The sequence below is a fragment of the Flavobacterium sp. FlaQc-30 genome (assembly GCF_044005885.1).
In the GTDB taxonomy this organism is placed as follows: Bacteria; Bacteroidota; Bacteroidia; order Flavobacteriales; family Flavobacteriaceae; genus Flavobacterium.
Genome location: NZ_JBIPCO010000001.1, coordinates 145,176 through 172,141, shown reverse-complemented (window position 1 = coordinate 172,141; position 26,966 = coordinate 145,176). Strand labels below are relative to the sequence as shown.

Here is a 26,966-nt window from a genome sequence, read left to right as displayed (position 1 = left end):
CACGCCCAAATTAAAATATTGAAAACGAATATACCTACAAGGTTTTAAAAACCTCGCAGGAAAGAAAATAGAATAAAAAACTTAGAACCTTAGTATCTCAGGATCTTAGTAACTTAAAAAGAAATGACAGAAAAAAGAAGAGACCTTGTATTATCAGGATTAGAGCCGTTGATTATTACGCCGGAAAGTGTTTTCGTGAATGTTGGTGAGCGTACAAACGTAACAGGTTCAAGAAAATTCCTAAGATTGATCAAGGAAGAGAAATATGACGAGGCGCTTGATATTGCAAGACAACAAGTAGAGGGTGGAGCACAAATCATCGATATTAATATGGATGAAGGAATGCTTGACGGAGTTACTGCGATGACCAAATTTCTAAACTTAATTGCTGCAGAACCAGACATTTCGAGAGTGCCGATTATGATCGACAGCTCGAAATGGGAAATTATCGAAGCAGGTCTTAAAGTAGTACAAGGAAAAAGCGTTGTAAACTCGATTTCGTTAAAAGAAGGAGAAGAAGCTTTTATTCATCATGCTCGATTAATCAAACGTTATGGCGCGGCGGCAATTATTATGGCATTTGACGAAGTTGGTCAGGCCGATAATTACGATCGTCGAGTGGAGATTTGTCAGCGTTCGTATGATATTTTGGTGAACAAAGTAGGGTTTCCTCCACAGGATATTATTTTCGATTTGAATATTTTCCCGGTTGCAACGGGAATGGAAGAACATCGCTTAAATGCTTTGGACTTTTTTAGAGGAACAAAATGGGTTCGTGAAAACCTTCCGCACGCACATATTAGTGGTGGAGTGAGTAACGTTTCGTTCTCTTTTAGAGGAAATGATACCGTTCGTGAAGCGATGCACTCCGTATTTTTATACCACGCGATTAAAAACGGAATGACGATGGGAATCGTAAATCCGGAGATGTTGACGATTTATGATGATATTCCGAAAGATTTATTAGAACACGTTGAAGACGTAATTTTAGATAGACGCGACGATGCGACAGAACGACTTTTAGATTTTGCAGAAAATGTAAAAGGCGAAGCAAAAAGCGATGAAAAAGTAGTTCAGGAATGGCGTTTTGGAACGGTTCAAGAACGTATTACACATTCGTTAGTAAAAGGAATTGATGCTTTTATTGAGGAAGATGTTGAAGAAGCGCGTTTGGCAGCAACAAAACCAATTGAAGTTATCGAAATCAATTTGATGACGGGAATGAATGTGGTTGGAGATTTATTCGGAAGCGGAAAAATGTTCCTGCCTCAGGTGGTTAAATCGGCTCGTGTAATGAAAAAAGCCGTTGCTTATTTATTGCCATTTATTGAAGCGAGCAAACAAGCCGGAGACAAACAAGGAAACGGAAAAATCCTGATGGCAACGGTAAAAGGTGACGTTCATGATATTGGTAAAAACATCGTTTCGGTGGTTTTGGCTTGTAATAATTACGAGATTGTAGATCTTGGTGTTATGGTGCCTCCAGAAAAAATCATTGCGGCCGCTATCGAACATGAAGTTGACATTATTGGTTTAAGCGGATTGATCACGCCTTCGCTTGACGAAATGGTGTATTTGGCCAAAGAATTAGACAAACAAAATATTAAAATCCCGATTATGATTGGTGGGGCAACAACTTCGCGTGCGCATACCGCCGTGAAAATTGCACCACAATACAGAGAAACTGTAATTCACGTAAATGATGCTTCGAGAGCCGTTACTGTAGCTGGAAACTTGTTGGATCATAATCGAAAAATATATGCAAGCGATATTCGTGCAGAATACGATTCTTTTAGAGAAACATTCTTGAATCGTTCAAGAGATAAAAATTTCCTAACGATTGAAGATGCCCGTAAAAACAAATTACCATTGGATTGGTCGGAATACACGCCGACTAAACCAAAAGTAATTGGAGCACAGACCATCGAAATAGAACTGGATGTTTTGGTTCCGTATATCGACTGGACACCATTTTTTCAAACGTGGGAATTGTACGGAAAATATCCCGCGATTTTAACGGATGAGGTTGTGGGCGAACAAGCAACATCTGTTTTTGCTGATGCTCAGGCAATGTTGAAAGTAATCTTGGAAGAGAAAAAACTAAAAGCAAAAGGTATTTACGGAATTTTCCCTGCGAATCAAGTTGATGACGACGATATCGAATTGCGTGATGAAAACGGAAAAGTTTTGGAGAAATTCTTAACACTTCGTCAGCAGTCACAAAAAACAAAAGGTGCTCCAAACATCGCTTTAGCCGATTTTATTCTACCAAAAGAAAACGGAATAGAAGATTATATGGGAGCTTTCTGTGTAACAACCGGTTTTGGTGTAGACGAATGGGCAGCGGAATACGAAAAGAATTTAGACGACTATAATTCAATTATGGTGAAAGCACTTGCAGATCGTTTTGCTGAGGCTTTCGCCGAATATCTTCACGAGAGAGTTCGTAAAGATTTTTGGGGTTACGATTCAGAAGAATCTTTAACTAACGAAGAATTGATTAAAGAAAATTATAAAGGAATTCGTCCTGCGCCAGGTTATCCGGCTTGTCCAGATCACTTGGAAAAACCAACCATTTGGAAGCTTTTAAATGTAGCCGAAGAAATTGGAGTAACCTTGACAGAAAGCATGGCGATGTGGCCAGCTTCATCGGTTTCTGGATATTATTTCGGAAATCCGAAAAGCCGATATTTCGGACTCGGAAAAATAAAAGAAGATCAGGTAGTAGATTACGCCAAACGACGCAATGTCCCAACGGATTACGCAATGAAATGGTTAAATCCTAATATAGCAGATTAAAGTATAGTCATAAAGTCAAAAGTCATAAAGTCTCAAAGAATGTGACTTTCGACTTTCGACATTCAGACTTTAAACTAAAAGATTGATTTACGTTTTTTGATTTCAGATTTTTTACACGAACGATTCAAAAACATAATCATAACTCATAACTTAAGAAATGAAAGTAACAGAGCATATAGAAAACGCCAAAGGAAAAACATTATTCTCATTTGAACTTATTCCGCCTCAAAAAGGAAAAAGTATTCAAGAATTATATGATAATATCGATCCGTTGATGGAGTTTCAACCGCCGTTTATTGATGTAACAACTTCTCGCGAAGAGTATATTTATATTGATAAAGGTAACGGGCTTTTAGATAAAAAATTGACTCGTATGCGTCCGGGAACGCTAGGAATTTGCGCTTCTATAAAACATAAATACAACGTAGACACCGTTCCACATTTACTTTGCGGCGGATTTACACAGGAAGAAACCGAATATATGCTGGTTGATTGTCAGTATTTGGGAATCAACAACGTAATGGCGCTTCGTGGTGACGCTATGAAAGACGAACAATCTTTTGTGCCAAAAGCCGGCGGAAATCATTTTGCAATTGATTTGGTTAAACAAATTAATGATTTGAATTGTGGAAAATATTTGCACGAATTGATGGATACAGATAACAAAGCTGATTTTTGTATTGGCGTTGCGGGTTATCCTGAGAAACATTTAGAATCACCATCATTACAATCTGATTTAAAAAGATTAAAAGAAAAAGTAGATGCCGGGGCAGATTATGTGGTAACACAAATGTTTTTTGATAATTCGAAATATTTTGCTTTCGTAGAAAAAGCGAGAGAAATAGGTATTACAATCCCAATTATTCCAGGAATTAAACCAATTGCAGTACAAAGGCATTTGCAAATTCTGCCTCAAATTTTCAGAATTGATTTACCTGAAGATTTAATCGATGCAGTTTATAAATGCAAAAATAACGCTGAAATCAAGCAAGTCGGAATCGAATGGGCGATTCAGCAGTCACTTGAATTAAAAGCTGCCGGAGTTCCTGTTTTACATTATTATTCAATGGGTAAATCAGAGAATATTCGTCAGATCGCGAGTCAGGTTTTTTAAAAGTTTTCGACTCAAACTTGTCATTTCGACGAAGGAGAAATCTCCGCAAGTAACTCCACAAAGAGAATCCAATCTTTATAGAGCTTCTAGTGCGATTCCTCGTTCCTCGGAATGACAAAAATGGCATAAAATTGGAATTCAGACGATAACGAATTCTCGAAGGATTTTGTTTAATTTAGAAGTTTAAAATTTTCGTGCAATGAAACAAGAAGAACTACAAGCCATAGCCTCTCAGTTAAAACTTCCAACAGGAGAAAAAGGAATCGAAATAGGAAATATGATGAACGAAACGAACATCAATATGACACGCCATTCGATTCAAAATCTGAATATATCAAACGAATATAAAATTCTAGAACTGGGTCACGGAAATGCGGGACACGTAGAGTTTTTATTCGAGCAAGCTGAAAATCTGAAATATTACGGACTGGAAATGTCGGAATTGATGTTTCAGGAAGCGCGCCAGACTAACCGAAATTTTGTTTCTCAAAAACAAGCTTTCTTTTCGCTTTATGACGGAAATAAAATTGCGTTTGAAAATGATTTTTTTGATAAAATATTTACGGTAAATACGATTTATTTTTGGCAAAAGCCGGAAGAATTATTAGCAGAGATTTACAGAGTACTAAAGCCGAATGGGAATTTCTGCTTAACATTTGCGGAAGAAGATTTTATGAAGCAACTTCCATTTACACAATTTGAGTTTGAGCTTTACAGCACAGAAAAAGCGCAGGAATTGATTAAGAAAACGCCTTTTAAAATTGTCTATACAGAAACCCAAACCGAAAAAGTAAAAAGCAAAACAGGAGAATTAGTCGACAGAGCTTTTACTACGATTGTTCTGGAGAAATAGATTTTTTTGCCACAGATTAAAAAGATTAGAAAGGATTTTTTAATCTGTGTTAATCCTTTAATCTGTGGCAAAAAAAAATCTTCGCAGTTTTTTGAGTACTTTCATTACGTTATTATTTAATCTTTCTGAATTATAATCCTTAAAATTTTATGGAAGTTAAGAAAATCAATTTTTTACAGAGTTACAGCAGCATACTTTTGCTTCTTGGCGGTATTATTATAGGAAGTATTTTAGGATTAGTATTTGGAGAAAAAGTTTTGATCATAAAACCAATTGGTGATATATTTCTAAATTTACTTTTTACGGCAATTATCCCGCTTATCTTTTTTACGATTGGTTCTTCAATTGCCAATTTAGAAAAAACAGAGAAACTTGGAAAGCTGTTTGTTATAATGATTTTGGTTTTTCTTGCGACAATTCTAATTTCTGGCATTGTAATGATCTGTGCGGTTTATCTTTTTCCAATTCATCAAGATATTGCTATTACCAAAGTTCCGTTTGAAAACATTCAATCCGGATCAGCTGGAGATCAAATCGCAAAGCTGCTTACGGCAAATGATTTCTTCGAGTTATTGTCACGAAAAAGCATGCTGGCACTTATTATATTCTCCTTTTTAATCGGCTTTGCCACATTACAATCTGGTGAAAAAGGAAATGCTTTCAAAAGTTTTCTTGATTCAGGAAACGAGGTAATGAAACAGCTTTTGAATATTATAATGAAATTTGCCCCAATTGGTTTAGGAGCTTATTTTGCTTATCAAGTTGGTATTTTTGGACCGCAGTTGTTTGGAGTTTATGCAAAACCTATGGCTGTTTATTATGCTGCCTGCATCTTTTATTTCTTTGTATTTTTTAGTTTGTATGCACTGGTTGCCGGTGGAAAAAGAGCTTTCAAAGTTTTTTGGAGCAATAATGTAACCGCTTCATTAACTGCCGTTGGAACTTGCAGCAGTATTGCAACGATTCCTGCAAATCTCGATGCTGCACAAAAAATGGGGATTCCAGCGCATGTTCGTAATTTGGTGATTCCGCTTGGAGCACCTTTGCATAAAGATGGATCGAGTATGTCATCTATTTTAAAAATAACTTTTTTGTTTGCCATGTTTGGAAAAGATTTTACAGATCCTATGACAATTCTTTTGGCTTTAGGAATTACAGTTGTAGTTTCAATTGTGGAAGGTGGAATTCCAAACGGAGGTTATATAGGAGAAGTTTTAGCCATCACCGTTTATGGATTTCCGATGGAACAGGCATTGCCAGTTGCCATGATTCTAGGAACTCTGGTTGATCCAATTGCTACTTTACTAAATGCAAATGGAGACGTAATTTGTTCTATGATGGTTTCCAGATTTTCGGAAAAAACCAAATGGTAGCTTTACGGTAAGTTTTACATTTTCACATTAAATATTAATTAACCTGTTTTCTACTGAAAAATCAGTATGAAAGCCAATACTATATAATATGAATTCAATACTGCAGCATGATCTAAAAAATTTCGAAGTTATCTTAGAAAAAGCAAAACAACAAGGAATTGATTTCTTGAATAATCTTGAGAATATTCCAACTTCAAGCAAAAATAAAGTAGATACAAACCGTGCTTTAAACGAATTAGGTTTGGGCTCTGAAGAAGCTTTAATAGAATTTAATGAAAGATTAGTTCCTTTATTAGTCTCTTCACCAGGTCCGCGTTATTGGGGTTTTGTAACTGGAGGATCAACTCCCGCTTCAATTGTAGGCGATTGGCTGTCGTCGATTTACGATCAGAATACGCAGGCGGTTGCGGCACAGGGCGGAAATTCAGCTTTAATAGAATTTGAAACCATTCATTTATTACTTCAATTATTAGAGCTTCCTGATGCCTTCATGGGCGGATTTGTTACTGGAGCAACCATGTCAAATTTTACTTGTTTAGGAGTAGCGAGACAATGGTTTGGAAAACAATTGGGTAAAGATTTTGCTAAGAATGGAATTTCGGAGACGATCAATATATTGACTGCAATGCCGCATTCGTCTTCTTTGAAAACATTAGCAATGTTAGGAATTGGAAGCCAGAATTATACAGTTGTAAAAACAATTGAAGGTAATCGTGAAGCAATTGATATTGATGATTTAGAAACAAAAATAAAAGAATTAAATGGGAAACCCTTTATTTTAATTTCTAGTGCAGGAACCGTAAACACTGCAGATTTTGATGATTTTAAGGCGATTTCAGCTCTTAAATCGAAATATAATTTTTGGTGGCATATTGATGCAGCTTTTGGTGGTTTCGCTGCAGTTTCAGAGAAACATAAGCATTATGTAGAAGGCTGGCAAGGCGCAGACAGTATTGCTGTTGATTGCCATAAATGGCTAAATGTTCCTTATGAAAGTGCATTTTATTTGGTAAAAAAGGAACATATTAATCTGCAAATCGAAACGTTTCAAAATTCGAATGCTCCTTATTTAGGAAACCCGCTTGAAAATTTTAATTATTTAAACGTTCTTCCAGAAAACTCACGTCGTTTAAGAGCCTTGCCAGTTTGGTTTTCTTTAGTAGCTTACGGAAAAGAAGGATTTTGTGATATTATTGAAAAAAGTGCTTTACTTGCGCTGCATTTTGGAAATGAGCTTATTGAAGACAGCCGCTTTGAACTTCTTGCTCCAATTCGTTTAAATAATGTTTGTTTTACTTTAAAAGGAGATGAAAATCAAGATAAAGTTGCTCAATTCTTAACGCAGCTAAATGATACAGGAAAAGTATTTATGACGCCAACTGTTTATCAAAATAAAAAAGGCATTAGAGCTTCATTTGTAAATTGGAGAACTGCCGAAGAAGATATTAAAATTGTAATAGAAGAAATGAAAAATATAATTTCAGATTTGGATTTATAAAACCTAAAATAGAATTTTTGAAGCCCGTTTATGTATTAAGCGGGCTTTTTTTATGCGCTAAATTCTGTTTTTCCTTAAAAAAGTGTTCGGTAATTTAACTTTTATGAACGGTAATCTTAATTAAATATTAAGCTAAAGTTAATTATTGATTAAGAAAAGCTGTTTTTTTTATTGATTGTTGAGTTTAAAAGTTAATTATTATTTTTATTTAGAATAATTAAAAATAGTTTGGAAAAGCTGTTGAAAGAGGCTAAGTTTGTTGTCAATTTAATTTTCAAACCATATTTATCTGATGCAAATAAGTAGATTATTACTCTTGATCACGATTATTTTTACCTCACTTCAAGGGTACTCACAAAAAAACAAAGTAAACTTAACCGGAGTTGTTTTAACAAATCAAGGCAAGCCAGCTGAAGGCGTTTCAGTAGCACTAAAAGGAACCGCTTACGCAACACTAACCAATACTAAAGGAGAATATAAAATTAATGCCGAAAGTGGAGACTATATTTTATTGATTACTCATGTTGGTTTTAAAACTACAGAAGCGGCAGTTTCGCTTAAACAAGGCGGCAAACCAACTCAGAATATAACAATGGAGGAAGATATGGCAGCTCTAAACGAAGTTGCTGTAAAAGGAAAGTCTAAAGTACAGCGCGCCAGAGAGCAGGCATACAACATTACTTCTGTCGATCTTAAAAAAACATACAATACAACTGCCGATTTAAATCAGGTTTTGAACAAAACTACAGGAGTACGTATTCGTGAGTATGGAGGATTAGGATCTGCATTCAACTTTTCATTAAACGGTTTCTCAGGAAATCAAGTTAAGTTTTTTCTTGACGGAGTGCCTATGGATAGTTATGGTTCGTCGCTTACTTTAAATAATATTCCAGTAAATATGGCCGAAAGAATCGATGTTTACAAAGGTGTTGTTCCTGTAGAATTGGGCGCAGATGCTTTGGGAGGAGCTGTAAATATTATTACCAATAAAAATGTAAACCGCTATATCGATGCTTCTTACAGTTATGGTTCTTTTAATACGCATAGAGCGGCTGTAAACACTAGATTTTCGGGTAGAGATGGGTTTATTGCTAATATTAATGCTTTTGCAAATTATTCAGACAACGATTATAAAGTAGACGTAAGTGTTGTCGATAAAAATACTTCGAAGTTTTTGCCTGAACAAAAATACAAACACTTTCATGACGGTTACAAGTCGGGAACTATAATGGCCGAAGCAGGATTTAAGAACAAAAGCTTTGCCGATTATTTGCTTGTTGGTTTTGCTATGTCTGGCAATAAAAAGGAAATTCAGCAGGGAAGATCTATGCAAAAAGTGGTTGGACAGGCATTTACAGACAGTGAAAGTTTTATCTCTTCTTTAAAATATAAAAAAGACAATCTTTTTACTAAAGGATTATCGTTAAATGTAAACAGCACATACGCTTTGGTAAACAACAGATCTGTAGATACATCGTCAAGAGTATATGACTGGACAGGGAATTATGTATACCGACAATTTGCAGGAAACAGTGATAAAGGAGAGCTGGGAAACAAGAGTATTTATGTTTATGATGAAGAAAATGCCCAGTTGACGACTAATTTAAAATACCAATTGAGCGAGCAGCATTCACTGGCTTTAAATTATTCGTATTTAGGTTATAAACGTAAAGAAACAGATGAGTATTTAACAGTAATTGAGCTTGGTAAACCAACCATTAATAAGGATATTTTAGGGTTGGGGTATAACTTCAGCGGTTTAGATAATCGATTGGCAATTTCTGCTTTCGGAAAAATGTTTGATTTAGAAACCAAAATGATTTCTGGCGGCATAACGCAATCCACAACATCGACTAATTATGGTTATGGAGCTACTTCGGCATACCATTTATCAGATAAATTACAAATAAAAGGATCTTATGAACATGCTTATCGTTTGCCGGCTGCAATCGAAATGCTTGGAGATGGTTTAACTGTAAACAGCAATATTGGCTTAAAACCAGAGAGCAGTGACAACGCAAATTTAGGGCTTGCTTTTATTCTTCAAAAAGAAAAAAACTACTTTAATGCCGAAACTAGTTTAATATACAGAGAAGCAAAAGATTTTATTAGAGAAAGGCAAGATGGCGATAAAACGGTATTTGAAAACTTGCAAAATGTACAAGTTTCAGGTATTGATGGAGTTCTTCGATACGGTTACACCGATTTACTTACGTTCGAGGTAAATGCAACATATCAAAAAAGCCTTAACAAAAACAAATACAAAACAGGAACAACAAGTCCTGATGCTTTGTATGATGCGCAGTTACCAAACGTTCCAATTTTTTACGGAAATGCTGATTTGACTTTTAATTTTAAAAATGTCAAATATCAAGGAGATAAACTTTCCTTGAATGTAAGCGCAAATTATATCGATGCTTTTTATTTGACTTGGCCGGTTTTAGGTGAGTTAGAAACTAAAAAAGCTATTCCTGAACAGTTTACCCAGAATGCAATGGTTGCCTATTCTTTTTTGAAAGGAAAATACAATCTCGCATTCGAATGTAGAAATATTACTGATGTTAAGGTTTACGACTACTTTAAAGTTCAAAAGCCAGGACGTGCTTTTGCCGTTAAGTTCAGGTATTTTCTTCAGTAATTAAATTTTAATAATAACCCTTAATAATTATAATCATGTTAGTAAACAAATTCGCAAAATGCTTTGCATTGGGCTTTCTGTCATTATCTATTTTTTCATGCAGCAGCGATGATTCATCTTCAAAAGAAGAGTCAGCAGTAAATGGTGCAAAATACGTTGCATCATATTGGTTAGACGATTACACACAATATATATTAGATTTTAACTCTACAGATCAATTAATGACCGGCGAAATCAGCGCCAAAGGAGTTGGAATTGAGCAAGAAGGAAGCTGTTTTCCAGTTCAAAATACTTTTTTTGCATTGAGTACAGGAGATGAAGGATCAGTTTCATTTCATCTTAACAGTACAGGAAAACTAGTTCCAGGCGGAAAACTAGCTTTCGAATCGTCGTACGCAGTAGGTTATACTGATGATAAAAAAATGATCAATATTGGTGCTACTTGGGACGGAAGTTCGTCTGATTACGAACTTATGATTTACAATCCAGCAACGGTTTCAATCGATGGTCGTAAGTTTAATGACTTTAGTGTAACTCCTGGAAATAAAAACATTTTATATTGGCCAACTGGAGCTGCAGTTTCTGGCGACAAACTTTTTGTTCCTGTTTATACTAAAGATGTAAGCGAGAAGAAAAATGTAGTATTATCTTCAGATGCGGTTGTGAGAGTGTACAAATACCCTTCTTTAGAATATGTTACAACAATAAAAGATACAAGAACAACTGCAATTGGAATGTACTATACTAATACAGGAATTGTACAAACTGAATCTGGAGATATTTATACTTTTTCATCTAATGCACGTGCAGGAGGTTATCCAGTTACAGCAGCAGCTTCAGGAGTTTTACGTATTAAAAAAGGAGATGCTAAATTTGATCCAGGATATTTCTTTGATCTTGAAGCAAGTACTATTAAAGGAAAAGTTTTAGCAGCTTATCCATTAGGCGGAGAGAAAGTTTTTATCTCTTATATTCCTGCTTCTGTTGATCCAGGAAAATCAGTTTATAGTTTCTTAAGCACACAAACCATATTCAAGTCGGCAATTCTTGACTTATCAGCAAAAACTGTTTTAGCGGTTACAGGATTACCTGATCATGGTGGTGATGAGTTTTTTGGAGTTGGAAGTTTGTTTGTTGAAAACGGAAAAGCTTACAAAAGTTTCGTAACCGGCGATGAAGCTCGTGTTTATCAAATTGATATTGCAACAGGTAATGCAAAAGCTGGAGCTCTTATTAAAGAAGGTCTTTACTTACCAACAATTGGTAAACTTACTTTCTAAATTCTAATCTATTATAGATGGCTTGAAGTATCTTAAAAGATGCTCAAGCCATTTTTTTCTTTTTATTAAATTATAATTTCAATGACTGTTATTAAAAGCCGAACGGGTAAACCGCCAAATAAAGGAAAATCACGTTTTAGTAAAATTAATGCCTGGCTGCATTTATGGCTGGGTCTTGCTTCAGGAATAATTGTGTTCATAATGGCAATTACAGGTTGCATTTTAGTTTTTGAACAAGAAATAAAAGAGTTGACTTCACCATATTTAAATGTTGAAGCACAAAGCCCGGAAAAACTGCTGCCGCCTTCAAAAATTTACGCTGCCGTTCAAAAAGTATTGCCCGATAAAGAAATTCATGGAGTATGGTATAATGGTTTAGATAAATCGGTTAAAGTTGATATCGAATCAGATTCATTGATTTATGTAAATCCGTATAACGGCAAAATCACTGGAATGGTCGATCACGAGGATTTTTTTCATATTATCGATGAAGGACATCGAAATCTTTGGCTGGAGCGTGAAATAGGAGCGCAGATAACAGCTTGGGCAACTTTCATTTTTTTCTTTTTATTGATAAGCGGACTTATACTTTGGTTTCCAAAAAAATGGAATAAAACAACGATTAACAACAGTTTTAAAATAAAATGGAGCGCCAAACTCAAACGTTTAAATTATGATTTGCATAACGTTATGGGGTTTTATGTCATCATTTTGGCTTTGCTGATTTCTTTTACAGGATTATTAATGAGCTTTCATTGGCTTCGCGAAAGCACTTATTGGATAAGCGGCGGCTGGGCTGATGAAAAGGACAAAAAAGAACAGATTGTTTCGGTTAAAAATGATACAATATCTAAACAGCAAATAGATAAGCTGGTTGGAGCTGATTTTATCTGGAAAAAGGTACGGACAGAAATTGCTAAGGAAAATAAAGAAGCGGTTATCATTCATTTTCCTGATGAACCCAAAGACGATTATTATGCTTGTACCGATATGTATAAAGGAATTTGGAGAGATTTATATTTTGATTCTAAAACATTAGAACTGCTTCCAAAATCTGAAAAATACATTAGTGATGAACGCTTCTCAGATTGGTTAATGAGATCAAATTACAGTCTGCATATTGGTGCAATAGGCGGATTGACTACAAAGATTATCTATTTTACAGCAAGTTTAATATGTGCAAGTCTTCCTATTACTGGTTTTTACATCTGGTGGGGAAGAAAGAAAAAGCAAAAAAAATAACATTGAATCCTTTTTAAGTTTCTATTTGTTTGGTTAGTTGGTTGAAAGTCTTTTGCAAGAAATAATATTCTGCAAGAGACTTTTTTTTTGTTTTAAAATAAAGAAAACAAACAATCATATTGTCAGGCTGAGCGAAGACGAAGCCCCGCAAAGTGATTTAGCATATGTGAGCTTCGACTTCGCTCAGCCTGACAACTCTGACTTCATTCGGCCATATAGAGGTGTGATTATTTACTGCTTTTGCATAATATCTTTAAAAACAAAAAGAGCCTGCTTTTAGCAGGCTCCTCTCATTCAAAAAAAAAATAAAAAACAAAAACAAATTCAAGGGATCTTAAATTCTATAAGTAAAAGATAATGTCGCAATGCGATTATCTAGATCGTATCGTTTATTAATAGCAGTTTGTCCAACTGTTGAGTTAATGTAAAAATTATTAGTATTAAAAATATCAGTAACATTTAGTTTTATGCTGCCTTTGTTTGCCAGAACTTGTTTTGAAATTCCAATGCTGAAATCAAAAAAGCCGTCACGCTGATAAACGCCAAGGTTTGATTTTGATTGATACTGAGCGTTAGCTTCAGCTTTAAGACTTTCTGTTATTGTAAATGAATTTTGTACGCTTAAGTTTAGCGTAACAATTGGATCAATAGTATCAGAGTTTACAATGTTTCCCATAAATCTATTTTCGAAAATATTGAAAAGAGTGTTTATAGACCAAAACTTGTAAAGTTCGGCTGTATGAGTAATGTTTGCCCCATAATTATAAGATTTTGATACATTTATCTGAGAAGTAATTGTTGTGTTAGTACTCGGATCATAAGTATAAACTTCCGTAAAAACATCCTTAGTACTGTTGAAATACAACGAAGACATGAAATTGCTTTTCCAAGCATATCCAATTTCGGCAGCATGTGTAATTTCAGGAACTAAATTTGGATTTCCTTGAGAGTAATTGAATGAATCATCATAAAAACGAAACGGATTCAAATCAAATTGGCTCGGTCTGTTTATTCTTTTGCTGTAAGAAGCATGAACAGAGTGATTGCTTGTAAGTTCGTATTTTAAAGAAAGACTCGGAAACCATTTTAAATAATCGTCTTTGTATTCCTCATTTAAAGTTCTTTGCAAAATATTGATTGCCGTATATTCAGAACGTAAACCGCCTTGTATATTTAAATCTCCAATTTGATGTTTATAATTGGCATACGCCGCATAAATTTGTTCTTTGTACTCAAAATGATTGGTTGAGTTAAGATCAATTATCCATTGGTTATTGTCGTTATATTCATAAACCGATGGATTATCATTGTTTTTTAAGCTCGCTTTAAAACCCCATTCAATTGATTGTTTTTCTTTTAATGGATTAGTAAAATCTACTTTTCCTGTAAAAACTTTTAATTGCGACGGAATAAAACCTCTTCTATCATTAATATCATTTGGGTTTGTAGGATCTATATTTTGTGCACTCTGAAATTGATTTGATCTAAATTTTGAAGTTTCGTATTCAAAGTCAAAAGACATATTTTTTCCTTCCGTATTAAACTTATGAACTCCAGAGAATGCATAGGTGTAATCGTTCCATTTTTCTTTACTGTCGTTGTATGTTGAAGCATCAAAAAGCAGTTGATTTTGGGCATTGCTTAAAGAGTTTCGGCCGTTGGCGATATTTTCATAACGCCCCAATTTAGCATCGACATAAAACTCTAAGTTCGTTTTAGGAGAAACTTCATAAGTAGTTCCAATTTTAAAGTTATTCGAAGTAAGCGGTTCGTCTGTAGTTGAGGTTTGATGATTTTTAGTGTCAATTTGCTGACGCGTTATATCTGTATATTGCGTTTGGTTAAATTCTTTGCGTTCCTCTTCACCTCTAAAAGTGTAACTGTAATTACCATAAACACCAAATTTGTCTTTATTATAACTTAAGTTAACACCAGAATTAGTTCTGTTTTTTCGTCCACGGCCATAGCTCGCAAACGCAGTTCCTTTTATGCCCGAAGCACTTGGTTTTTTTAAAATAATATTTATAATTCCGGCTTTTCCGGCTGCATCATATTTAGAAGAAGGATTCGTTATAACTTCAATTTGTTTAATATTTGAAGAAGTGGTTGATTTTAAATAATTAACCAATTCTTTTTGAGAAAGCTGTGTTAATTTACCATTAATCATAACAGCAACACCCTGTTGTCCTCGAATAGACAAATCGCCATCCTGAGAAACTACTACTCCAGGAGCGCGAGATAAAACATCCAGCGCTGTACCGCCTTCAGATACAATACTGTTTTCGACATTAAAAACCAGACGATCTGATTTTTGAGTATATAAAACTTTCTTTTTTGTAATTACAATTTCATCTAAAACATTAATAGATGTTTCAACCAGACTGTCTTTTTCTTTTTCTGTCTGTGAATAGGAGTATACTGAAAACGCGAGCATAATAGAGGTTAAAATGTTCTTCATGTCGTTTTGTGCTTTTATAAATGAGTTGTTTTTTAATGTAAAACGATTTGTTCGATTTTATCTGAAAGTAATTTTTTGAAACGTTCAACGTAATTATAAAAGGAATAAAAAAGAGACATTATGAAGTGAAATAAATGTGGCATTTGTGCAGTATTATTGAGATTGATCCTGCAAATATAACACTATTTATATCAAGTCTAAATAAAAATAATTCAAATTTGATGCTTTTAATTGTAAACCATTGATAACGAGAGAAGATGAATTAGGTTTCAATGTTGTTTTTGCGACTCAGAAAATATAAATAATGATTTTAGTACTGTTAATCATTTCTTTTGAAGATTTTATAAAACAGAAAACCAGTTTATTCTGTAAAAGAATAAACTGGTTTTGTTGGATAAGCTGAAACTGAAATCCGAGATCGAAAACTACTTGGTAATTTCTCTAAATACAGCTTCTAAGTTTTTATTTTTTTGATTCAATTGAAGTGTTTTTAAGCCATTTTCGTTGGCAAAATCAAAAATGGCAGGACGCATATCTTTTTCAGTAACAAAAGTAAGTTCCCATGTCATGTCATGCGTATTTTTATAGGAAGCAATATTTTCAAGTCTTGCTAAAAGCTGCTCTTCAACCTGATAATCAAACTCAACCTCAATAACTTGCTCTTTGTTTGCAGCAACCAAATGATCTAATTTGTTATCAGCAACAATATTTCCTTTGTCAATAATTATGACACGATCGCAAATAGCTTCAACCTCCTGCATGATATGAGTTGATAAAAAAACAGTTTTATCTTTACCAACATTTTTGATTACATTTCGTATTTCCATTAACTGGTTAGGATCTAGACCAGTAGTTGGTTCGTCTAAAATTAAAACATCAGGATTATGCAGTAAAGCGTTCGCAAGTCCCACACGCTGGCGATACCCTTTTGATAATTGTCCTATTTTTTTATGGCTTTCGGTTGACAGTCCTGTCAGTTGAATTACTTCTTCGATTCTTGATTTTGCAACCTGATAAACATCGGCATTAAAAGCCAAATATTCACGAACATACAAATCTAAATACAACGGATTGTGTTCTGGTAAATATCCAATAGAACGCTGTACTGCTTTTGCATTCGTCATGACATCGTGACCGTTTACAAGGGCTGAGCCGTCGTCGGCAAGCAAATAAGTAGTCAAAATTTTCATTAAAGTAGATTTTCCCGCTCCGTTTGGACCAAGAAATCCAACGATTTCTCCTTTTTGAATAGAGAATGAAATTTCGTTTAGTGCTTTTTGAGTTCCGTAACTTTTTGATATGTTGTTAACTTCGATCGACATAGACTTTTTATTTGCTACAAAAGTAAACAGAAATAATCTTGATTGCTAAAATTTGTCTTTTAAAGAAACCATAAAATAAATAAAACCCAATAGATTCACGGCATTGTTGTTGCTAAAGGAATGCTAAATTAAAATAAACCCAAATCATGAAAAATTTTTTAGTGATAGCTGCTTTAGCTATCTGCACTTTTGCAAACGCACAAAAAAAAGGATCCATTTTAGTTATGGGAAGTATTGAGTATAATTCTCAAAACGTTTCAAATTCTGGATCAGAAGACAAAACTAATTCGTTTACTTTTTCGCCTAAAGTAGGTTATCAATTTCACCAAAACTGGACAGCGGGTATCGAAGCTGGAGTTGGTACTGCTAAAAGAGAGTTTAGTAATAATACAGAGAGCAAATTAAATAATTTCTCTTTAGGAGGTTTTTTACGTTACTCAAAACCATTAAACCAAACTTTCTCTGCTTATGCTGATTTAGGAGTTGGGTATCAAAATAGAAAAACAACAAACACTGTTGGACCATTATCAACAATAAATGAAGGTGACGGTTTTTATATTGGAGTTACACCTGCAATTTTCATTAATGTTAATAAAGGATTTGGGTTAAACTTCAATATTGGAGGTTTAGGATACAATACTTTAAATTATGATGGAAATAATGGAAATGGAGACAATGTTAAAAACTTCAATTTCACTTTCGGAAAAGCATTTTCTGTGGGAATTTCAAAGAATTTCTAATCTGAAATATATATTCAATTTCGAGAAAAGCATCCGCCGCGGCGGATGCTTTTTTTATAACCTTTTCTTTTTGTTATTTTAATTTTTAACCTGTTTAAGATCAGTTGTTTTTAATTAATTGTTAAGAAAGTAATTGTTATTTCATATTGGTATTTTAATTGTTTTCTGTATATGAAATCTTAATAAATATCACATATGAAAAAAATGCTACTTATTCTTGCATTAGCTATGGTTAGCTTTGCAAATGCCCAAAAGGGAACAATTTTAGTTGGAGGAAATATTGGTTACACATCAACTAATAGAGATTTTCAAACAGAAAAAGATAAAAACAACCAGTTTGATTTTTCTCCTAGAATTGGATATCAGTTCAATGACAACTGGACTGTAGGAGGTGAATTTGCTGTAGCTTCTTCAAAAACTGAATATGAAGGAATGACAGAAACAGAATCAAAATTAACTAATTTTAAAGCGGGTGCATTTTTACGTTATTCCGTTCCATTGAGTGAAACTTTTTCAGTATTTGCTGATTTAGGAGCTGGTTTTCAAAATGAAAAAAGTACTCTTGAGACGGCAACAGGCCGCAGTAAATCTAAAGGAGACGGCATGTATGCGGGTTTAACTCCGGCACTTTTTATCAATATGAAAAAAGGCTTTGGACTTAACTTCAGTATTGGCGGTTTAGGGTATGAAGCATTAAATTATGAAAATAATGGTCCTGATGTCAACAGGTTTTATTTCAATTTTGGTAAAACAGTAAATATTGGAATTTCTAAAAATTTTTAATGTTAGGCTTATAAATTCACTATCAAAAGCACTCTAAATGGAGTGCTTTTTTTGTTTAAATAGAAATACCAACAATGTGAAACCGAAACGAATCATAACTAAATTCGGTCTCACTTGCTGGCATAAAAAACAAAAGTATATTCTAGGTAAAACTATTAAATAACAGGGTTTTCAACAGCCGCTCTCATTTCCTGAGCAGCCGCAACCATTTCGATTAGCGCTTTTTTAGTTTCATCCCAATGACGGGTTTTTAAACCGCAATCTGGATTTACCCAAAGCTGATCTACTGGAATTACAGCCGAAGCTTTCTCCAATAAACGAACCATTTCTGTACTTGAAGGTACACGAGGAGAATGAATATCATAAACCCCAGGTCCAATTTCGTTTGGATATTTAAAGTTGGCAAATGCATCTAAAAGTTCCATTTGTGAGCGAGAACATTCGATTGTAATGACATCGGCATCCATATCAGCAATGTTTTGAATGATGTCGTTGAATTCACTATAACACATATGTGTGTGAATTTGCGTATCGTCGTTTACACCGCTTGCAGAAATTCTGAAAGCTTTTACTGCCCAATCTAAATAGTTTGCCCATTCTTCTTTTCTTAAAGGTAAGCCTTCGCGAATTGCAGGTTCATCGATCTGGATGATTTTGATTCCAGCATTTTCTAAATCCACAACTTCGTCACGAATGGCTAAAGCGATTTGCGTGCAAGTTTCAGAACGAGGCTGATCGTTACGAACAAATGACCATTGCAGAATTGTTACAGGACCTGTAAGCATTCCTTTTACCCATTTTGAAGTTAAAGACTGTGCATATTTAGACCATTTTACCGTCATAGGAGTTGGTCTTGAAACGTCACCATAAATAACTGGAGGTTTCACGCAGCGGCTTCCGTAACTTTGGACCCAGCCATTTTTGGTAAACGTAAATCCGGCTAATTGTTCTCCAAAATATTCCACCATATCGTTGCGTTCGAATTCTCCGTGAACTAGAACATCAATTCCAGTTTCTTCCTGAAAACGAATCGTAGCTTCAGTTTCTTTTTCGATTAAATCGTTGTATTGCGCTGCAGTTAATTCTCCTTTTTTGAATTTTGCTCTCCAGCTTCTCACTTCAGCTGTTTGAGGAAAAGATCCAATTGTTGTGGTTGGGAATAATGGCAGATTTAATGCTTCAATCTGGCTTTTTCTTCTTGTTGCAAAAGTGCTTTTACGTTTATCATCTGAAGCTGTAATTCCTGCAACACGATTTTTAACCTCATTATTATGAATTAATTTTGAAGTTTTACGATTGTCGTTTGCAATTACATTTTGTTCAAAATCAATTGAACTTTTAGTATCAACTTCGTTTGAAGCGAATTGCTTTAAAAGTACAATCTCGTTGATTTTTTGTTTAGCAAAAGCCAGCCATTGTTTAATTTCTGGTGTAAGAGTCTGGTCGTTTGTTTCTAGATCCAGATCACAAGGACTGTGAATTAAAGAACAAGACGGCGCTATTAAAATTCTATTTTCGCCTAAAGCATCAGTAGCTTTTTTGATTAATTCTAATGATTTTTTGAAGTCGTTTTTCCAAATATTTCTTCCGTCAACAACTCCTAATGAAAGATTTACATTTGGATTTAATTTTCCAGATTCTAAAATATCATCTAATTGAAGCGGACAACGAACTAAATCTAAGTGGAAAGTATCAACTGGCAAAGCCAAAGCCGTTTCTAAATTTTCTCCAAAACAATCAAAATAATTCGCTAAAATGATTTTAAGTTTTGGAAAACGAGTATTGATTTCGTTATACACTTTCGTGAAAGCGCTTCTTTCTTTGTTAGTTAAATTTAAAGCTAAAAAAGGCTCGTCAAGTTGAATATATGCTGCATTTTCTGCTTGAAGTTTTTCGAAAATTTCGAAATAAACAGGAAGTAATTTATCAATAAGATCAATTCGGTGAAAACCTTCTTCTTTTTCTTTTCCTAAAAGTAAATACGAAATAGGCCCAATTAAAACTGGTTTTGTGGCAACTCCTAAAGCATTTGCTTCTTTAAATTCGTTGATTACTTTTTCTGAAAACAATTCGAATTTTTGGTTCTTTGTAAACTCAGGAACAATATAATGATAGTTCGTGTCAAACCATTTTGTCATTTCCATTGCAACAACATCCTGTCCGTCTTTTTGCGCCCCTCTTGCCATTGCAAAATACAAATCTAAAGAAGAATTTGTTTTGGCTAATTCATGATAACGTTCTGGAATTGCTCCAACTGTCAAGGTCAAATCTAAAACCTGATCGTAAAAAGAAAAATCATTAGACGGAATTAAATCAACTCCGGATTCAGCTTGTAAATGCCAGTTTTGAATTCGAATTTCTTTTCCCGCATCGATAAGTTCGTCTGCCGAAATTTTTCCTGCCCAATACAGTTCGCTGGCTTTTTTGAGCTCTCTGTTGCTCCCAATTCTTGGATAACCTAAATTATTTGTTTTCATTTTGATTTCAGTATTTTTTACTGAGCAAATTTATTGTATTAGATTTTATAACTTATATTTGATTATTATTTCAGTAAAATGCGTTTTAAAATTACATTTTTAAAGATTTTATTACTGTGAATATCTTTTAAACGAACTTTCAGCCGTAAAAAAAACTATGGAAAATCTAGACAAAACCGATTTGCTTATCTTAAAGCACCTTCAGGAGAACTCAAATATCAACACAAAAGACCTTGCCAGTAAATTATTTCTGACTGTTACGCCAGTTTATGAGCGTATAAAAAGACTGGAAAGAGACGGATTTATAACAAAATATGTAGCATTGCTTGACAGAAAAAAAATGAATCGCGGCATGACTGTTTTTTGTAATGTTCGACTAAAAGAACACGCAAAAAACGTGGGAAGCAATTTTGTAAAAGATATTGTTGCTCTTCCTGAAATTATAGAATGCTATAACATTGCCGGCGATTATGATTTTATGCTTAAAATTCTAGTTCAGGATATGGCTAGTTATCAGGATTTTGTAATGAATAAATTATCAACGATTGAAAACATCGGGAACACAAATAGTATATTCGTTATGGGAGAAATTAAGCATAGTACGGCTTTGGAGTTTTAGCGTTTTTTTTTGCCGCGAATTTCACGAATTGTCACTAATTAAGTTAAGCGCAATGATTTGTGTTAATTCGCGAAATTCGTTGCGAACAAAACATTCAAACATTTAAATCAAATTAATTTACAGCCTATTTTTATTCAATTTTATCCTAAAATAAAATGTATTTTTGAAATCTTAAATCATCAATTTAGATCCTCAATCTAAAATAAATAATCTACAATCTAAAATAGAAAAATGAACTGGGAACAACTTTTATCATTAAAACGTCAAGGCGATACAAGCAAAAGATTACGTGTAGAACAAGATGACACGCGATTGGGTTTTGAGGTCGATTATGACCGAATTATCTTTTCGGCTGCTTTTAGAAGTTTACAAGATAAAACACAAGTAATTCCGCTTTCTAAAACAGATTTCGTACATACAAGACTTACGCATAGTTTAGAAGTTTCTGTTGTTGGGCGTTCTTTAGGACGTTTGGTTGGTAAAAAAATCATCGAAAAATATCCTTACTTAAAAGAAATTCATGGTTATCATATGAATGATTTTGGGGCAATTGTTGCCGCAGCATCATTGGCTCATGATATTGGAAATCCGCCTTTTGGACATTCGGGAGAGAAAGCTATTGGAGAGTATTTCTCGAGCGGAAAGGGATTAAAATACAAAGATAAACTAACAGCAAAACAATGGCAGGATTTAATTGATTTTGAAGGAAATGCTAACGGATTTTCAGTATTAACGGCAAGTCGTCCAGGAATTGAAGGCGGACTTAGAATTTCGTATGCTACTTTGGGCGCTTTTATGAAATATCCTAAAGAAAGTCTTCCGAAGAAGCCAACTAGTAATATTGCTGATAAAAAATATGGTTTCTTCCAAACAGATAAATTATTCTTTGAAGAAGTTGCTCATGACATGGGAATGATCGCAAATAAAGAAGACGGTGATATTGGTTTTGAAAGACATCCTTTGGCGTATTTAGTTGAGGCTGCAGATGATATTTGTTACACTATTATTGATTTTGAAGACGGAATAAATCTTGGCTTAGTTTCAGAAGATTATGCTTTAGAGTATCTTATAAAATTGGTAAAAGATAATATTGGTGTTTCTAAATATAAATTGCTGGAAACAAAAGAAGACAGAATTAGTTATTTAAGAGCTTTAGCAATTGGAGCTTTGATTAATGATGCTGTAGATGTATTTGTCGAAAACGAAGAAGCTATTCTAGCCGGAAACTTCCCTTTTGCATTAACAGACAAAAGTAAGTACAAAGCGCAAATGAATGATATTATCAAATTAAGTGTTGATAAAATTTACCAAAGCCGTGAAGTGATCGAGAAAGAAATTGTAGGTTATCAAATTATTCAAACTTTGCTGGATAAATTTATAACGGCTTTCAACAATAAATATGAAGGAACAGCATCAAACTACGATAAATTGATCTTGAAAATGCTGCCAGAAAAACATCATTTAGATAAAGGTAATTTGTACGAGCGTTTGCTTCACATTTGTCATTACGTTTCATTACTAACAGATGGAAATGCCTTAGAGTTATATGAAACGATTCAAGGACGTAAAAAGAATTAAACAGAAGCATTTTGTGCTAATGTCTAAAATAAAACACCCCATAAATTATCTTTATGGGGTGTTTTGTTTTCTCATGATCGAGAATTAAGTTTTGTATTATTGAAAAGCATAAACTAGACCAACTCCTAAAACTTGGCGTAATTGCATTCTAGGTCCATCGTTTACCTGAGATTTTGCGCCTGTAGTAGGATCAATTACATCTTTTTTGGTTTTAATATCGTCATCATATACTAAATGAACACCAATATTTGCTTTAACATAAGCATTTACAACAAGATCTAAACGAGTATCATAATCAATATCGACATTCCCAAATCGGTTTAAATAATCAGTATATAAACTTAATCGGTTTTCGTAGAAGACGTTTTTATAGATTTCGTTTTTCATATAGGCTGTCATAAGAATACCAAATTCGGCTTTTACTTTCTGACCGCTTTCAATTAATATTTTATTATTTGGATCTAGAGGATCAGTAGCATAAACAGCTTTTTTAACACCAAAAGAACCTTGATCTGCAAGATATTGATCTAATACCAAAGTAGTTTTTAATGTAATAGGAGAGAAGTAAAAAGTTCTATTTTTCTTTTTATTCGAGTTTTCAGCTCCAGCTCCAAGAAATATGTAAGCAGGCGCAAAAGGTTTCGAGATGGCAATGTCACGATTAGGATAGTTATAACCGTCGGTAAACTGCGTATTAAAATTAAACTTGGCTGAGTAAAACCAATTTGAAACCGTGTCTTTTCTAAATCCGTAAGTTGAGTTTAGTTGAAAAGCATCGTCCGTTTTACGCAATTCAGTTCCGTCTTGCTTGTTTAATCCGTATTTCACAATAAGCTCATTTGCCCATTTGTGATTTCCTTTTTGGTAAATTCTTCCAAATTCTCCTTTAAATAAACCGGAAATAGAACTTGTTCCCCCCGCACTCCAATTCACAAATGCAATTTCTGAAATATCAAACCCTACTTGATTTTTTTTGGCCCAATTTGAAGGCAGTTTAGGTGCTTTATTGGGATCTATTGTTGTTTGTATAAGTTGGGCAGAGTTTTTAGTTGTACACAAAAACAAAAGAATAAAAAGAGTGGAACGTATTAATTTCATTAGGTTTATTTTAATATTTTGGTGCCGCAAAATAATTATTTTGGCTCATTAGAAAAAAGATTTATTAAATTTTTAACGTCAATTTTGCTCAATTGTTGTAACTTGTTTACTGTTCCGTGCTCAATAAACTCATCTGGAATCCCTAAAATAGTGATGTTATTTTTAAAATTATTTGTGGCTGCAAACTCTAAAATAGCGCTTCCAAAACCACCATTTTTTACCCCGTCTTCTATTGTAATTATGTTATCAAATGAAGATAATATCGAGTGTAAAGCCTCATTGTCTAAGGGTTTTATAAAGGGAAAATCGTAATGCGCAATAGTTTCTGAATTTGTACTTTGTTTTAGAGCTTCGATTACATTATTTCCAATCGTTCCAGTCGATAAAACAGCCGTTTTAGTTCCCTGTTTTAAACAAATAGCTTTCCCGATTTTAATTTTTTCATAATGTCCGAAATTTTCTACTTCCCAATTTGGTAGCACACCGCGTCCTCTTGGATATCGAATTGCGATTGGATGATTTAGACCAAGTTGAGCAGTATATAAAATATTTTGCAAAGCAATCTCATTGATAGGTGCGTAAATAATCATGTTTGGAATAGAACGCAGATATGCTATATCAAAAACACCATGATGCGTTGCGCCATCTTCGCCAACTAAACCTGCTCTGTCCAGACAAAAAATAACAGGTAAATTTTGTAAAGCCACATCATGAATAACTTGGTCATAGGCACGCTGTAAAAAAGTCGAATAAATATTGCAATATACAATCATGCCTTGAGTTGCCATTCCGGCAGCAAGCGTTACAGCATGCTGTTCGGCGATTCCTACATCAAAGGCACGTTCCGGCAATTCGTCCATCATAAATTTTAGTGAACTTCCAGATGGCATTGCAGGTGTGATTCCAATTATTTTTTCATTTTTTCTGGCTAAATCTAAAATGGTCAAGCCAAAAACATCCTGAAATTTAGGCGGTAAATTTTCTTCAGATTTTAAAATGATTTCTCCTGTCGAAGCATCAAATTTTCCAGGTGCATGATATTTTACCTGATTTTCTTCGGCTTGCTGTAAACCCTTTCCTTTTGTAGTTACAATATGAAGAAATTTTGGTCCCTTTATGTTTTTTAAGCGATTCAATTCTTTGATTAAATTCGGAAGATCATGCCCGTCGATTGGCCCTGAATAATCAAAATTCAGAGATTTGATCATGTTATTCTTCTTCGGGTTTTTTCCTTCTTTTACTGCAGTAAGATAGTTTTTAAGAGCACCAACACTTGGATCAATTCCTATTGCATTATCGTTTAAAATAACCAATAAATTGGCATCAGTAACTCCAGCATGATTTAAACCTTCAAAAGCCATTCCGCTTGCAATAGAAGTATCGCCGATAACGGCAATATGCTGTTTGTCGAAATCACCTTTTAATTTTGAAGCAATCGCCATTCCGAGTGCTGCAGAAATTGAAGTTGAGGAATGTCCAACGCCAAAAGTATCGTAAACACTTTCCGTTCGTTTAGGAAAACCAGAAATTCCGTCGATTTGTCTATTAGTATGGAAAATCTCCCTTCTTTCAGTCAGGATTTTATGTCCGTAAGCCTGATGACCAACATCCCAAACTAACAAATCATCGGGTGTATTAAAAACATAATGAAGTGCAATCGTAAGTTCAATAACACCCAAACTAGCTCCCAAATGACCTTCTTTTACAGAAACGACATCAATTATAAATTGACGTAATTCTTGTGCAACTTGTAGAAGTTGCGTCTCAGAAAGTGCGCGTAAATCAGCTGGATTATATATGTTCGAAAGTAAATCGCTTTTCATTGTATGGAAAAAAGCAAATTTACGGTTTTAAATTTAAATTTATTGTTTTTTGAAAGTTGAGGTTTTATTGATGCTTTGAGACAGAAGAAATTATTTCAAAAACCTTATTTTTGCATCTATGATAAATCCTTTCACCGACGAATATTTCATGAAAAAAGCTTTGCAGGAAGCTGAAATGGCTTTTGAAAAAGGCGAAATTCCTGTTGGAGCTGTAATTGTCGTTGCCGATAAAATAATAGCCAGAAGTCATAATTTAACAGAATTATTAAATGATGTTACGGCTCATGCCGAAATGCAGTCGATAACTGCCGCTGCCAATTTCCTAGGCGGTAAATACCTAAAAGATTGTACTTTATACGTTACGCTTGAGCCTTGCCAAATGTGTGCAGGAGCTTTGTATTGGAGTCAGATTTCGAAAATTGTTTTTGGAGCTCGTGACGAACAGCGCGGTTTTATCAATATGGGGACAAAACTACATCCAAAAACTACAGTAGTTTCAGGTATAATGGCAAATGAAGCGGCTGATTTAATGAAACGTTTTTTCTTGGAAAGACGTAAGTAGTTAAAACAAATATCCTCCTGTGTAAACACAGATAAAGATCATAAAAGAATTAAAGCAGACAATATTGTAAAAAGTGTTTTCGGAAAATCCTTTTTTCGAAAGCAATATCTTTATACTTATTCCAATTGAAAAAAGCAGGATCAGGCAAGTATAGAATTGAATTCCATTACTGCTTAAACCGCTGGAAAGTAGATTCGTATAATTTCTTGTTTTGGATTTAACGGTTGTTACAGATTTAAACAATAAAGAAGTTTCAATTGTAATATTATTTTCATCAATAAATTCTTTTGCTGTAGAAAAAGTAAATCTTTTTTGTGTAAAATAATGATAAGAAACTTTTTGTTTAGATTTTCCAGAAGTTCTTATAGTGTAATGCGTAATTACATCATTAGTTTTTGATGCAGGTAAAACATAATAATCTGCAAAAGCGATCAAAATAAAAAATGTTATTACGCCCAGCAGATATATTATTGTGCTTTTATTTTTTATAATAAAATCATTTTCAGAAGAATATCTGTTTGAGTTGTTGGGCATTCTTTTTTAAATTTAGAAACGTTAATTTAATAATTTAATGATTTCTTTTTGTGAAACTTCAGCAAAAGTTAAAAAAACAAAATAAAGAATTTTCTTCTTAATAAAACCGAAAAATATTATACTTTTATTGCAATTTAATTTGTAATTTGCTGTTATCGCTTATAACAGTAAATCG

The 26,966-nt window shown here is 33.9% G+C and carries 19 protein-coding genes; 13 read left to right on the top strand and 6 right to left on the bottom strand.

The window, feature by feature from the left end:
• Positions 1-123: 123 nt before the first annotated feature.
• From metH to ACHRV0_RS00660, 8 genes are all read left to right on the top strand, one after another.
• Positions 124-2,799, top strand: coding sequence for a methionine synthase (metH, locus tag ACHRV0_RS00695; protein ID WP_395439603.1), 2,676 nt, complete (start codon positions 124-126; stop codon positions 2,797-2,799).
• Between the two features lie 157 nt (positions 2,800-2,956).
• The gene (gene metF, locus ACHRV0_RS00690; protein WP_129023110.1) at positions 2,957-3,913 is read left to right on the top strand and encodes a methylenetetrahydrofolate reductase [NAD(P)H]; all 957 of its coding nucleotides are present in this window, start codon (positions 2,957-2,959) and stop codon (positions 3,911-3,913) included.
• A gap of 199 nt (positions 3,914-4,112) precedes the next feature.
• Entirely contained in the window at positions 4,113-4,766 is a 654-nt protein-coding gene (locus ACHRV0_RS00685; protein ID WP_395439602.1) for a class I SAM-dependent methyltransferase, read from the top strand.
• A 149-nt stretch (positions 4,767-4,915) separates the two neighbouring features.
• A complete protein-coding gene (locus tag ACHRV0_RS00680) occupies positions 4,916-6,139 on the top strand; it encodes a dicarboxylate/amino acid:cation symporter (protein WP_395439601.1) in 1,224 nt (407 codons plus the stop codon).
• A gap of 88 nt (positions 6,140-6,227) precedes the next feature.
• Positions 6,228-7,637: a pyridoxal phosphate-dependent decarboxylase family protein gene (locus ACHRV0_RS00675; protein WP_395439600.1), complete on the top strand. Its 1,410-nt coding sequence runs from the start codon at positions 6,228-6,230 to the stop codon at positions 7,635-7,637.
• Positions 7,638-7,929: 292 nt separating this feature from the next.
• Positions 7,930-10,275: a TonB-dependent receptor gene (locus ACHRV0_RS00670; RefSeq protein ID WP_395439599.1), complete on the top strand. Its 2,346-nt coding sequence runs from the start codon at positions 7,930-7,932 to the stop codon at positions 10,273-10,275.
• 35 nt (positions 10,276-10,310) lie between these two features.
• Positions 10,311-11,555, top strand: coding sequence for a DUF4374 domain-containing protein (locus ACHRV0_RS00665; protein WP_395439598.1), 1,245 nt, complete (start codon positions 10,311-10,313; stop codon positions 11,553-11,555).
• 81 nt (positions 11,556-11,636) lie between these two features.
• Positions 11,637-12,797, top strand: a complete 1,161-nt coding sequence (locus ACHRV0_RS00660) for a PepSY-associated TM helix domain-containing protein (protein ID WP_395439597.1) — start codon at positions 11,637-11,639, stop codon at positions 12,795-12,797.
• A gap of 334 nt (positions 12,798-13,131) precedes the next feature.
• On the opposite strand, the gene ACHRV0_RS00655 is transcribed toward ACHRV0_RS00660, so the two are convergent.
• Positions 13,132-15,255, bottom strand: coding sequence for a TonB-dependent receptor domain-containing protein (locus ACHRV0_RS00655; RefSeq protein ID WP_395439596.1), 2,124 nt, complete (start codon positions 15,253-15,255; stop codon positions 13,132-13,134).
• A 425-nt stretch (positions 15,256-15,680) separates the two neighbouring features.
• Positions 15,681-16,577 (bottom strand): gliding motility-associated ABC transporter ATP-binding subunit GldA, encoded by an 897-nt coding sequence (gene gldA, locus ACHRV0_RS00650; RefSeq protein ID WP_129023118.1) that lies wholly within the window; start codon positions 16,575-16,577, stop codon positions 15,681-15,683.
• 146 nt (positions 16,578-16,723) lie between these two features.
• On the opposite strand from gldA, the gene ACHRV0_RS00645 reads away from it, so the two are divergent.
• Both ACHRV0_RS00645 and ACHRV0_RS00640 read left to right on the top strand, forming a co-directional pair.
• Positions 16,724-17,317 carry an outer membrane beta-barrel protein gene (locus ACHRV0_RS00645; protein WP_395439595.1) on the top strand — a complete coding sequence of 198 codons (594 nt, stop codon included), beginning with the start codon at positions 16,724-16,726 and terminating at the stop codon, positions 17,315-17,317.
• Positions 17,318-17,512: 195 nt separating this feature from the next.
• Entirely contained in the window at positions 17,513-18,100 is a 588-nt protein-coding gene (locus ACHRV0_RS00640; RefSeq protein WP_395439594.1) for an outer membrane beta-barrel protein, read from the top strand.
• A 155-nt stretch (positions 18,101-18,255) separates the two neighbouring features.
• Here ACHRV0_RS00640 and metE read toward each other — a convergent pair whose 3' ends face one another.
• Entirely contained in the window at positions 18,256-20,577 is a 2,322-nt protein-coding gene (gene metE / locus ACHRV0_RS00635; RefSeq protein WP_395439593.1) for a 5-methyltetrahydropteroyltriglutamate--homocysteine S-methyltransferase, read from the bottom strand.
• Positions 20,578-20,734: 157 nt separating this feature from the next.
• Here metE and ACHRV0_RS00630 point away from each other — a divergent pair, with 157 nt between their 5' ends.
• Positions 20,735-21,196: an Lrp/AsnC family transcriptional regulator gene (locus ACHRV0_RS00630; RefSeq protein ID WP_029271860.1), complete on the top strand. Its 462-nt coding sequence runs from the start codon at positions 20,735-20,737 to the stop codon at positions 21,194-21,196.
• Positions 21,197-21,427: 231 nt separating this feature from the next.
• Positions 21,428-22,774: a deoxyguanosinetriphosphate triphosphohydrolase gene (locus ACHRV0_RS00625; RefSeq protein ID WP_395439592.1), complete on the top strand. Its 1,347-nt coding sequence runs from the start codon at positions 21,428-21,430 to the stop codon at positions 22,772-22,774.
• 96 nt (positions 22,775-22,870) lie between these two features.
• On the opposite strand, the gene ACHRV0_RS00620 is transcribed toward ACHRV0_RS00625, so the two are convergent.
• Complete coding sequence (locus ACHRV0_RS00620; RefSeq protein WP_129023124.1) at positions 22,871-23,872, bottom strand: DUF3078 domain-containing protein; 1,002 nt, start codon at positions 23,870-23,872, stop codon at positions 22,871-22,873.
• A gap of 35 nt (positions 23,873-23,907) precedes the next feature.
• Complete coding sequence (locus ACHRV0_RS00615; protein WP_395439591.1) at positions 23,908-25,695, bottom strand: 1-deoxy-D-xylulose-5-phosphate synthase; 1,788 nt, start codon at positions 25,693-25,695, stop codon at positions 23,908-23,910.
• A gap of 118 nt (positions 25,696-25,813) precedes the next feature.
• Between ACHRV0_RS00615 and ACHRV0_RS00610 the strand changes: the two genes are divergently transcribed.
• Positions 25,814-26,257, top strand: coding sequence for a nucleoside deaminase (locus ACHRV0_RS00610; RefSeq protein WP_395439590.1), 444 nt, complete (start codon positions 25,814-25,816; stop codon positions 26,255-26,257).
• Here the strand turns inward: ACHRV0_RS00610 and ACHRV0_RS00605 are convergent, their stop codons facing one another.
• Complete coding sequence (locus ACHRV0_RS00605) at positions 26,258-26,791, bottom strand: hypothetical protein (protein ID WP_395439588.1); 534 nt, start codon at positions 26,789-26,791, stop codon at positions 26,258-26,260.
• Positions 26,792-26,966: the final 175 nt, after the last annotated feature.

Bases quoted from the DNA above. Each gene is read 5' to 3' on its own strand.
- gldA (WP_129023118.1), bottom strand. From the start codon at position 16,577: ATGTCGATCGAAGTTAACAACATATCAAAAAGTTACGGAACTCAAAAA.
- ACHRV0_RS00680 (WP_395439601.1), top strand. From the start codon at position 4,916: ATGGAAGTTAAGAAAATCAATTTTTTACAGAGTTACAGCAGCATACTT.
- ACHRV0_RS00605 (WP_395439588.1), bottom strand. From the start codon at position 26,791: ATGCCCAACAACTCAAACAGATATTCTTCTGAAAATGATTTTATTATA.
- ACHRV0_RS00655 (WP_395439596.1), bottom strand. From the start codon at position 15,255: ATGAAGAACATTTTAACCTCTATTATGCTCGCGTTTTCAGTATACTCC.
- ACHRV0_RS00615 (WP_395439591.1), bottom strand. From the start codon at position 25,695: ATGAAAAGCGATTTACTTTCGAACATATATAATCCAGCTGATTTACGC.
- ACHRV0_RS00670 (WP_395439599.1), top strand. From the start codon at position 7,930: ATGCAAATAAGTAGATTATTACTCTTGATCACGATTATTTTTACCTCA.
- ACHRV0_RS00665 (WP_395439598.1), top strand. From the start codon at position 10,311: ATGTTAGTAAACAAATTCGCAAAATGCTTTGCATTGGGCTTTCTGTCA.
- ACHRV0_RS00685 (WP_395439602.1), top strand. From the start codon at position 4,113: ATGAAACAAGAAGAACTACAAGCCATAGCCTCTCAGTTAAAACTTCCA.
- ACHRV0_RS00625 (WP_395439592.1), top strand. From the start codon at position 21,428: ATGAACTGGGAACAACTTTTATCATTAAAACGTCAAGGCGATACAAGC.
- ACHRV0_RS00620 (WP_129023124.1), bottom strand. From the start codon at position 23,872: ATGAAATTAATACGTTCCACTCTTTTTATTCTTTTGTTTTTGTGTACA.
- ACHRV0_RS00630 (WP_029271860.1), top strand. From the start codon at position 20,735: ATGGAAAATCTAGACAAAACCGATTTGCTTATCTTAAAGCACCTTCAG.
- ACHRV0_RS00640 (WP_395439594.1), top strand. From the start codon at position 17,513: ATGAAAAAAATGCTACTTATTCTTGCATTAGCTATGGTTAGCTTTGCA.
- ACHRV0_RS00610 (WP_395439590.1), top strand. From the start codon at position 25,814: ATGATAAATCCTTTCACCGACGAATATTTCATGAAAAAAGCTTTGCAG.
- ACHRV0_RS00675 (WP_395439600.1), top strand. From the start codon at position 6,228: ATGAATTCAATACTGCAGCATGATCTAAAAAATTTCGAAGTTATCTTA.
- metH (WP_395439603.1), top strand. From the start codon at position 124: ATGACAGAAAAAAGAAGAGACCTTGTATTATCAGGATTAGAGCCGTTG.
- ACHRV0_RS00645 (WP_395439595.1), top strand. From the start codon at position 16,724: ATGAAAAATTTTTTAGTGATAGCTGCTTTAGCTATCTGCACTTTTGCA.
- metF (WP_129023110.1), top strand. From the start codon at position 2,957: ATGAAAGTAACAGAGCATATAGAAAACGCCAAAGGAAAAACATTATTC.
- ACHRV0_RS00660 (WP_395439597.1), top strand. From the start codon at position 11,637: ATGACTGTTATTAAAAGCCGAACGGGTAAACCGCCAAATAAAGGAAAA.
- metE (WP_395439593.1), bottom strand. From the start codon at position 20,577: ATGAAAACAAATAATTTAGGTTATCCAAGAATTGGGAGCAACAGAGAG.